Annotated in this window: 7 protein-coding genes; 3 read left to right on the forward strand and 4 right to left on the reverse strand. The window is 48.6% G+C overall.

Annotation, left to right across the window (positions count from 1 at the left end; all coding sequences use genetic code 11):
- Window positions 1–297 precede the first annotated feature (297 nt).
- The 3 genes from ACNRUY_RS24770 to ACNRUY_RS24780 all read right to left on the reverse strand — a co-directional run bounded on the left by ACNRUY_RS24770 (window position 298) and on the right by ACNRUY_RS24780 (window position 3481).
- The gene (locus ACNRUY_RS24770) at window positions 298–1179 is read right to left on the reverse strand and encodes a metallophosphoesterase (RefSeq protein WP_488114347.1); all 882 of its coding nucleotides are present in this window, start codon (window positions 1177–1179) and stop codon (window positions 298–300) included.
- 124 nt (window positions 1180–1303) lie between these two features.
- Window positions 1304–2254, reverse strand: coding sequence for a LysR substrate-binding domain-containing protein (locus ACNRUY_RS24775; protein ID WP_488114348.1), 951 nt, complete (start codon window positions 2252–2254; stop codon window positions 1304–1306).
- Window positions 2255–2398: 144 nt separating this feature from the next.
- A complete protein-coding gene (locus tag ACNRUY_RS24780) occupies window positions 2399–3481 on the reverse strand; it encodes a S53 family peptidase (protein WP_488114349.1) in 1083 nt (360 codons plus the stop codon).
- A gap of 532 nt (window positions 3482–4013) precedes the next feature.
- Here ACNRUY_RS24780 and ACNRUY_RS24785 point away from each other — a divergent pair.
- From ACNRUY_RS24785 to deoD, 3 genes are all read left to right on the forward strand, one after another.
- Entirely contained in the window at window positions 4014–4739 is a 726-nt protein-coding gene (locus tag ACNRUY_RS24785; RefSeq protein ID WP_488114350.1) for a ribonuclease T2 family protein, read from the forward strand.
- Between the two features lie 332 nt (window positions 4740–5071).
- A complete protein-coding gene (locus ACNRUY_RS24790; RefSeq protein ID WP_488114351.1) occupies window positions 5072–6295 on the forward strand; it encodes a phosphopentomutase in 1224 nt (407 codons plus the stop codon).
- Window positions 6296–6399: 104 nt separating this feature from the next.
- The gene (gene deoD, locus ACNRUY_RS24795) at window positions 6400–7101 is read left to right on the forward strand and encodes a purine-nucleoside phosphorylase (protein ID WP_488114352.1); all 702 of its coding nucleotides are present in this window, start codon (window positions 6400–6402) and stop codon (window positions 7099–7101) included.
- A gap of 61 nt (window positions 7102–7162) precedes the next feature.
- On the opposite strand, the gene ACNRUY_RS24800 is transcribed toward deoD, so the two are convergent.
- On the reverse strand, window positions 7163–9160 hold the full coding sequence (locus ACNRUY_RS24800; RefSeq protein WP_488114353.1) for a hypothetical protein: 1998 nt from the start codon (window positions 9158–9160) through the stop codon (window positions 7163–7165).
- Window positions 9161–9804 lie beyond the last annotated feature (644 nt).

The raw sequence follows: 9804 nt of genomic DNA on the forward strand, positions 1-9804 counted from the left end.
CAACAAAATACCTGTCTCGTTACCTCGGGTGGAAAAGGTTTCTTAAAACTCAACTCTTCTCAGAGGAGGCTTTTTTAGATCAAGTTTCTATACATTGGGTAGAGCAACACTTAATTTGAACAGCGCCTGACTACATCTTGTTGTGCTTCTGGATGTCAGCCCTTCTTTCAGATACCAAGGTTTTTGAGAGTCCCATGACACTCCAAAAAAGCAGTCACTTTTCCGGAGACCAACTTCCGATTCAGATAAATAGCCCAGGTTGAGCTTGGCGTTTCCCGGGGGCTGAATGGTGAAGATTCAAAGGGAAGGCACAGTCACTGGGATCAGAAAGTCCGGCTGGTAGTGGTTGTGCTCATACTCAAGGCCATAGCCTTTCTGGTTTGACAGTATCCTGGTTTTACCCAGTTTAACTTCAATGTTGTCATGGGTGTGGCCATAGAACCAGTAATCCGGTTGCCCGGTGGTAATCAGGTCTGTGAGGTCATTCACGAAGTAGGGTGAATAGTCGTTACGTTTCGGAGGCTCAGACTTCCACTTGTCATGGACACACCCTGGAACGGGGGCAAAATGGGTGATCACTACGGTTGGGCCTGAGTAAGGTTTTGCCATTTCTTCCCTGAGCCACTGAACACACTGTTGTTGACGTTGAACCAGGGTGTCTGCCTTCAGGAAAGCGTTACCAATACGAATGCGGCTGAAGTCTTTTATTTGTGCTTCTGCATTGTCCATGGCGATGTGGGCACTTCCGGGATCTTCTTTTTCATAGAGCTGAAAGTCACTCCATAGGGTGCATCCAAGAAAGCGCACCCCTCTCAGCTCCAGGGTGTCTTTTTCCAGGAAATACACGTCTTTGGTTGCTGTGGCCTGCTTCCGGAACTGCTTTTCAAGTTCATTCAGATCGTATTCGTAATAGTCATGATTGCCTGCAACCAGTATGACCTTTGCCCGGTTTTTTTCGGCCACTTTACGGGCGTAGTCTATTGAGTCCAGACCATTATGGATATCGCCTGCCAGAATAATGATATCGGCCTTACTGGCGTCAACCAGCTCAACAGCATCCACCTGCAACTCCTGGTGAAGATCTGAGTGCAGGGACAGGCGGACGGTTTCTGCCATGGTTTTACCCCCAGTAACCAGAACAATAACCGTCAGGATAGGGTAGAGTGATGACATTTTCATGATGATTGACACCCAATGTCATTGCATGTGTTCCTCAATCCGGCTAACTGTTTTCTCTTGCTGCAGGTTTTGTCAGGCATTCACTCGAATCGTAAAACAGTGGATGCCTGCAGAATAGCTCAGATCAAGGTACATGGTAGCCCATGGGTTTGCTGTTATCGTATTGCAGCCAGACTTTGTTGAGCCAGCTTTCGGAACCCAGCCAGTCCAGCACCCACTTCAGGCCGCTGCCCATGTTTTCCTGGTTCCAGGCCAGAAGACAGCCGTCGTTGTAATGCAGGTCCGGGACTTCCTTGCGAATCAGCATGCCCTCGGCAATATAGGGGCGGGCGAAGTGGCTGGGCAGAATGGTTGCGCCAAGGCCTCGCAGCAGGCTTTCAATGGCAGCCCTGAAGCTCGGAACCAGCAGAACCTGCTGATTTTCCAGCAGCAGGTTGTATCCCTGACGGAAAAAGCGGGAGGTGTCCTGGATACAAATAGACTTGTGCTCCCGGAGTTCTTCCATGGACAGAGGCTCTTTTCGGTCAGCCAGTGGATGATCCGGGGCCACCACAAAATCCCAGGTCATTTTGCCCATGGAGCGCCAGGCAAAGCGGTCATGGGAGGAGATGGTGTCGGGAATATCCTGGGGAGCACCAATCACCACCTGGCAGCGCCCATGGTAAAGAGCATCCCAGGAGCCGTTATAGACTTCGGTGTTAATGACCAGTTCGGTGGAGGGGTGAACCTCCTGAAGATCATGGATCAAGTCATAGATTTTGCCATGATTCACTACATTATCCATGGCAATGCGCAGTTCGCTTTCCCAGCCAGAAGCAAGTTGTCGTGTACTGTTTTCCAGTTCTTCCAGTGAGGCCAGCAGCTTTCCGGTGTGCTCCATAAAGTGCTCGCCCGCAGGGGTCAGCTCCACTCTTTTACTGTCCCGCAGGAACAGTTGTACTCCCAGTCTGTCCTCCAGCTTTCGAACGGTGTAGCTGATAGCAGACGGCACCTTGTGCAGATGTTTGGCGGCCGCAGTAAAATTGCGGAAATGGGCCACGGCCCTGACAATCTGGAGTGTTTCCGTTGGAATCATAGAAGGCTGGCTGCTAATTGGACGGTGAATGGGAGAGTTTGAAATCAGTGGTAAAGACAGATCAGATTCTGTTGTCGGCCGTTATCATACTATATTGGAGCTGCTGCCTGTAAGGCGGAATAGGGTTCAGATGCTCCCAGCTGTTTAAACAGAGAGCAAGGCTTTGAACAGCTTCCCTCCCATGGGGGTTCCCAGTCCACAGCAGGCATTGAAGCCTTTGTGAGCATCATACCCGGGCTGGTGATCAGCAAGGCGGTTGTTTCCCTCAGCAACCGGGTTAAAGAGCGCGTGTTTTGCGGATAGTTGATACAGGTGTTCATTGATAAAACCCAGCGGCGGCTTTTTCTTTGTGGCGCGGGCCTCGTTGATCAGGGTAATGAGTGCTGCCCAAAGCGGAGCCACCGCACTGGTCCCTCCTATGAGCATTTCTTCATTCTCCTGGAAAATGGCATAGTCACCGCTGGCGGCCATGGCTGAAACGTCGGGCACTATCCTGCCGGGTTTTCCTGTGTTGATCGAAGGAATCGTGAAGCCGGACTGCCAGGGGGGGGGTGGAAACAGATCACTGACCCCGCCACCGGTAGCACCGCCTTCCGTATCGCTGTTGTTCCAGACCACTTCTTTTATCTTGCGCTTGCTCAGCATCATTTCTGTGCCACCGCAGGCAAGAACATGGTGGCTGCTGGCGGGATAGTCCACATGGGCCCGGCCGTCCTTAAGGCCATCACAGGAGCCGGAATCACCGGCTGCTGCACAGACAGTAATACCCTGCTCCCGGGCCTTTTTGAGCACGGCCTCCATCTCTGAATGAGCATCCAGCGACTGCTCAGGCCCTCCCCAGGAAATGGAAATCACGGGGTGCCGGTCTTTGACGGCTGCGTCAATGGCATGGGCAAAACCAAATGGATTAGGCGCCCGGTAGACGGTAATCCGGGCATCAGGGCAGATACTGCCGAGCACCTGGACATCCAGCTGGGTTTCCAGTGTTGGCATCTGGTCCTGGTGGGGGGTAATCTGCTCTTTGCTGACGGCAACCACGGCAATATCCGGTGCTGTCACTCTCATGGCATGAAAGCTGTTTTTCAAATCCTGGTTACTGATATGCCCGCCCAGGGAGATCACGGCGATGGACTGACCTTTGCCGGTATAGTTGAGAGGGAATTCATAGAAGTGTGCCAGCTGTATGGGAAGCCAGCCGGGGAAAAGCTCCTGCCTGAATTCTGTCATTGCAATCCACCTGTGAAATGGGCTCTGATTCAACGATGTGGATAAAGATGGTATACCCTCTGGGTTTTTACCAATCGGTTTGGCTCGGCCACCCTTGTATTCCTCCGGCCACAGTCAATCGCTTGCTTCTATACTTTCACTGTCGTTCAAAAAAGAAGAACGGGCATCCTGATTTTGTTGATGTACCCTGATCAGCCAGGTGGATATGATTCGACTATCGCTGAATGACAGTGCTGGCGGGAACCGGTGCTGTTATCCCTGTTGATAAAACGTTCGAGCTGTTACCGTTGCCTGTTCCAATGGTTCGAACCGGTCAGCGGGGGGCGAAGGAGAATGTAGCGAGCCTGCAGACTCTGGTGGATGATCAGCAAAAACCCCTGTCCTGTACAGGGGTTTTTTGTATCCGGAAGAAACACCTCACCCTTATTCCCTGCCTATAATGTTGGAAATTCAGTAAGTTGAACCTGTCTTTGACGTGCAGTTGGCGTTGCATCAAGGATAACCCCGGGTTTCAATCTGGCAGAGGCCTCTTATGTACCGTTCCCACATGAAAACAGAAGTACATTTATATTCCTGGATTTTTCTGGCGTTTGTTTTTTTTTCAGCCCAGGTTTTTTCTTCCAGCGGGGAAGTCAGCGTAAAGAACAGTCGCAGTGGTGATTATGACTTTCTGGTTTATGCGGTCACCTGGCAACCGAGTTTTTGTGTGATCAATCAATTGAAAGCATGTTCGAATAATTTTAAAGTGCATGGCGTCTGGCCTTATTTTAAATCACCTTCAGACAGTGGGGTTAATAATTATCACCCATCCTATTGTTTTAACTCCCCGGGTTGCCGGTCATTCAGGGACTGCCCGATTGATGAAGCCACCCTCCATTTTCTGGCCCGCAATGACCGGCTGAAAGCCTTATATCCTCAGGGCTCAGACAGCCTGTTCCCCCACGAGTGGCGAAAGCATGGTACCTGCTCAGGTTTGAGTCAGGTGGACTATTTTAAATTGGCTTCCGACTACGAGAAGAAAATAGACACTGGCAAAGTGCTTGCAAGACTGAAAGAAAGAAAAGAACAATTGATTGACCGCAATGATATCCTCAGTCGGCTCCCGGAAAATACGTCATTGTGGTGTAAGAATTACCAGGGTGTGGATTACCTCTATGAAATTCACTATTTTCTTGGTAAAAATGGAACCGGATTTTTTCAGACCGACACGCAAATAGGAGCCCCCTGTCCAGAGAAATTCAGGGCGCCATTTTATTAATGGGTTTGATGTTTTGAAGTCCAGGCATTTATTTTCCCCTGCCAAAACGGGCAAGGTTGCTTTTGTTGACTCTTGCTGAGATAGCTGCTCTGCATCATCAGTCCCTTGAGGTTGCCGGGAGACATCTGAACTACAATGACCCTTGTATTGCTTGGCATAGCTAATGGGGCGGGCAGGTGTTTACCAGGAGACAGATGGTGCCAGTGAGGGCGCTATTGCTCCGGTACTTCAGAGGGATCCGGTCGGTCTTTTTTTCGTTGTGGTTTTTTCGCCATGGGCATATGAGCGTTGAGTGCTCCATGCCCCCGGCTCATGGATAGCAGGAGTTACGAATGAAACGTGCAGTCATTCTGGTGATGGACTCATTCGGCATCGGTGCCACTGAAGACGCCGACCGGTTTGGTGATGCCGGTGCCAATACCATCGGACATATTGCCGAAGCCTGTGCTGAGGGGCGAGCGGATATTGGCCGCCAGGGACCCCTGAACCTTCCAGTATTATCAAGCCTTGGGTTGGCTCATGCCGCCAGAGATTCCAGTGGGGAATTCCCTGCGGGTATGACAACGGATACTGAAATCAAGGGGGCTTATGGTTACGCCCGGGAAATTTCCAGCGGTAAGGACACGCCCAGTGGCCACTGGGAAATGGCAGGAGTGCCGGTGCTTTTTGAGTGGGGGTATTTCCATGATGAACAGAACAGTTTTCCCCGGGAGTTGCTGGATGCCTTGATTAAGAAAGCCGGTTTGCCTGGAGTATTGGGCAACTGCCATGCTTCCGGTACTGCCATTCTGGAAGCCCTGGGCGAAGAGCATATGAAAACCGGTAAGCCTATTGTCTACACCTCTGCAGACAGTGTTTTCCAGATCGCCTGCCATGAAGAAACCTTTGGTCTGGACCGATTGTTGGAAGTGTGCAAAATTGCCCGGGAACTGCTTGAGCCGTACAACATTGGTCGTGTGATTGCCCGGCCCTTTATTGGTGACGATGCCGGTGATTTTCAGCGTACCGGCAACCGGCGGGACTTTTCTATTCTGCCTCCGGCTCCAACAGTATTGGATAAGCTGGCCAGCAGTGGTGGTGAGGTGGTGAGTGTTGGCAAGATTGCCGATATTTTTGCCCACCAGGGGATTACCAAAAAGGTCAAGGCCACCGGTATTCCTGCCCTGTTTGATGCCACCATGAGAGAGCTGGAGCTGGCCGGTGACCGGACCATTGTGTTTACCAACTTTGTCGACTTTGACTCCTCCTTTGGTCATCGTCGCGATATTGCCGGTTATGCCGGTGCCCTGGAACAGCTGGATGCGATGCTGCCAGAGATGCTTAATGCCCTGGGAGAGGATGATGTTCTGATCATCTCTGCGGATCATGGTTGCGACCCCAGCTGGCACGGCACTGACCACACCCGGGAGCACATACCGGTGCTGGTTTATGGAAAGAAAATCAAACCGGGCTCCCTGGGTAAACGGGATACCTTTGCGGATATTGGCCAGTCCCTGGCGAGCTATTTTGGTCTTGAGCCAATGGAATATGGCCAGTCGTTTCTGGCAACGGCCTGATAGTACAATTGCCTGTTGAGTCATATAGAAACACGGTTGCCGGTCAGCTCTGAACATCGCTTTAATGGTTGTGCAGTCGGCCGGACTGAATAGAGGATATATCAGTGACACCTCATATCAATGCTAAACCCGGAGCGTTTGCTGAAGCCTGCCTCGTGCCTGGAGACCCTCTGCGAGCAAAGCACATTGCGGAGAAGTTTCTGGAAGGTGCTGAACAGGTCACGGATGTGCGCAATATGTTCGGCTACACAGGAACCTATAAAGGCAAAAAGGTTTCGGTGATGGGAGTGGGGATGGGGATTCCGTCTGCCTCCATTTATTACAAAGAACTGATTACCGAATACGGGGTGAAGAAGCTGGTTCGTATCGGCTCCTGTGGTGCCATTTCCAAAGATGTCAAAGTGCGGAATATGGTGATTGGCATGGGCGCATGCACGGACTCAAAGGTCAACCGCATGCGTTTCAGGGATCATGACTTTGCCGCTATTGCCGACTATGAGCTTCTGGAAAACCTGGTCAGTGCCGCCCGGTCCATGAAGCTGTCGGTAAAAGTGGGCAACCTGTTTACGGCGGATCTGTTTTATAATCCGGACCCAACCCTGTTCGACATGATGGAAAAATACGGGGTGCTGGGTGTTGAGATGGAAGTAGCCGGTCTTTACGGTGTCTGTGCTGAGTTTGGTGCCCAGGGTGTGGCCATATGTACGGTGAGTGATCATATCCGCACCGGCGAGGCCCTGCCTCCTGAAGAGCGTCAATTGACGTTTAACGACATGGTGGAAGTGGCTTTGGAATCATTGGTATAAGCCCTTTTCACTGACGATTCGAAGAGCTGGCCTTTTTCAGGTGGGCTCTTCCTTCCATTAGTTAGACTTGTGACTCAAGCCGGCATTGCTTTTTGGGTTTTCTTTTAAGCTGAAAAAAGTGATTTCCTCTCCCTTTTTTTCCTGCCTGGATGAACCCGACCAATAGAGTATTTGACTGTTCAGGGTTTTGCAGTATCTGGCTGGTGGGTACTTGGCTTAGATAAGCAGGAGTAGAGGCATCAGGGCTGAATTGTATGGCAATCTGAGGGTCTTCGCCGTCATGGCCAAAAGCTCCATTTGCCAGAACCAGCAATACAGGTCTTTGCAGAACAACGGCGATTAGGGCAAAAAGTCTGTGATCTCCCCAATGCTCTGGGTTGCCAGCTGAGGGGGCCTGTAAGTTCAGGAGCTGGTTGAGCAGCTCCTGTGAGCTGGCTCCAGCAAGGCTAATGACATGTTGAACGGAATCCTGCCAGTTTTGCCCATGCCCCAAAATGTATTGGACTAAAAGCTGGTTAAATGCTGCGGTGTCAGGTGTCTCTTCAAGCCCCTGGGTGACTGCATGGAGCAGGCAGGCACCGTCTCCAGGTGTATGTTGCGCAGTTAACTCTAATTCCTCAAGACGGCCTAACGGGTCGAAAGGGCTAGAGGCCGCTCTATCTTCTAGCTTGGATAGAGCCGCCTGAAACTGAGCCATAGCTAGCCCATTCTGCTCATGCTGCTTATGCATCTCTTCCAGTTGTCTGCTTTGTTCTTCTATTTGTTTCTGGGCTTCGTTCCACTGTTGCTTAATATACGGAACCAGGCTTTCTGCTGCTTCCTGGGCGGGAGATCGCTGCTCAGCAGTGGTTGCTGGCGTCTCTGGATCAATCTTCAATTTTTTTGGGGTTTGCTGTTGAGGCAAGAATGGGATCCACTTTTGCAGTCCATGAATGATGATCTGTTGATTAGCTATTTTTTCAGAATCTTCTTTGGCTCTCTTTATATTTTGCTCTTTTTCTTGATTTAGTGTTTTGAGTTTTTCTTTTAATAACGCTATGAGCCTGTTGTTTTCGGATATCTCAGACTCACATTCTGTTACTCTTGCCAAAGCTTGTTTTGTTTTTTTATGTTGAGTCATCAATTTGTTAATTTCATCTTTCTGGTTTTCTGTTTTTCTCTGAAGTTCTTGGTTTTTTCTATCTGCAGTCTCTTTTTCTTTTTGTAATTGATGAATCTTATTTTCCTGAGTACGGTTGGTCTCAAGAGAGCTGGCATGTTCTTCAGAATAGGATTCAAGCCGGTATTGAAGTTTTCTTTTGTCTTCCAGTAATTCGCTACTTGTTTTTTCTAATTCATCTTGTGTTGACTGATGTTTTTTCTCTGACTGCATTAATTGATTTGTTTGATCTTTGATTTTTTGCTTTAGATCAAATATCTCTTTTTTAAGATTTTCAGATTCTTCTTTACTCTTTGCTATGTCTTGTTCAAGTTTCTGGTTTAGTTGTTTCACTTCTTCTCTTCTTCTGACTGACAAATCTTCTAGCTGTTGATTCAGTTGCTCCACTTCTTCTTTTCTTCTGGCTGACAGTTCTTCTAACTGTTGATTTAGTTGGCTCACCTCTTTTTGGTATTTTGGTATTGATAAAACAATAGCCATACTCTCTTGTGGGTAGGGTGACTGGTATGTAAACCCCGGTGGGGGTATGCTGGTATCTGGCATTGTAAAAGTTGATGCGTTTGGGTTTATTGCAGTCACGGGCTCTTGCATTAGATTTGGCTGTGGGCCTGGGAAAACCTGAAGAAACCAGTCTCCTTCTATTCCAGGAACTCTGTAGGTGTTGTCTCCTGTAGAATATTGAGTTAAATAATAAGTGATTTCATTATTTATGAAATAAGGTTGATTGCCTACAGTGTATTGGATGATGCCAGGTTCAAACTCTACTGTCTTGTTTTTTCCATTAACAGTACATTTCATACTGATTAAATCATTGAGGCTTGGCATTGTGCCAAAGGCAAGGTGTGGCAACAGGGCGATCATAATAAAGGCGCTTTTTAGTAACCGGGGTGTAGCGATCATGTGAATCCCGAAAAAATACGTGATCATTAAAAAATATCAATATTAACAATAGATTGCATGATTTTTCTGCCCTATAGAGTAGCCTGAATAGTGGGCCTGTAAAGCCAGTATCAGGTTTTATGAGCTGGGAATGGCCTGTTGTGATAGGAATTCGGGTTAATTTTTTTATAAAAAGGGAACTTAATGGACAAAAATGGGTCTGAGCGGTCTGGGTAAAAGGGAGTTATTAACTGCGTTAAGGAATTTAACTATTCCTAACTTAATGGTTAGGAACTCATTTTTGGGAAAGTGTTACAGTCTTTTTGTTGATCGTACAGGAGGCATAATATTCCCAAACCAACGGAGTCCTGTTGGATGAGTCACGCAGTGTGGGGGAAAGAATTGCAATGTTAGTAAGGAATGTATCTTACGGATATCGCCTGTAAATAATGTATTTAAACTCCAGAGGGTTTGTTTATGGATACGGGACAAATTAGTCAAAACGGTTTAGCTGCGTATGGCGGCTCAGATCACGGTGCAGGGCAAAAACATGATCAAGAATCAATCAGCCCAAGCACTTTCATCATATAGTCTTCATCCCAGCCACAGGTTTTACGTTTGTTCTTGATACCAGCCTTCACTGAAGTATCAAGCTTGAGAAGGTT

The organism is Endozoicomonas sp. Z74, assembly GCF_057680865.1.